This window comes from Corynebacterium sp. HMSC076G08, assembly GCF_001811515.1.
Classification (GTDB): domain Bacteria; phylum Actinomycetota; class Actinomycetes; order Mycobacteriales; family Mycobacteriaceae; genus Corynebacterium; species Corynebacterium hiratae.
The window spans coordinates 56,786-57,178 of record NZ_KV805059.1 but is presented as its reverse complement, the minus strand read 5'-3'; the positions used below and the strand labels follow the sequence as shown (position 1 = coordinate 57,178).

The window sequence follows — 393 nt, the reverse complement described above, 5'->3', positions numbered from 1 at the left end:
GTCTTTGTCGGCAACTGGTGAGCTTGTCGGCTGCTAGATGCACCACATGGAAAGGGTCCATGACTTTGTCTGCTTGTGGTAGCTGCTCTTCGACTGCGGTGGCATAACCGGTGAACCCATCCATGGTCACCACCTGTATCTGCTCCCGGAAGCTGGGGTCGCGTTGTTTCAGCCACCCGCTGAGCACGTCGGCAGATCTGCCCGGTCGCATGTCTAACAAACGAGCAGGACCACGCCCGTCCACCAGCGGGGTGAGGTCAACAAGTATGGTCACCAGGTTTGATACCTGGCCTGGTTTTCGGGTGTGTTTCCATACATGTTCATCGACTCCCAGGATACGAACCCCGTCTAGGTGACAGGGGTCGCCGTAGACAAGCTGGCGGCAGGCATCCA

The 393-nt window shown here is 57.8% G+C and carries 1 protein-coding gene; it reads right to left on the bottom strand.

Annotated features, from left to right (window positions below; genetic code table 11):
* Positions 1–393, bottom strand: a 393-nt coding sequence (locus tag HMPREF2806_RS08405; RefSeq protein ID WP_198531330.1) for a transposase, incomplete at both ends; no start/stop codon positions are given.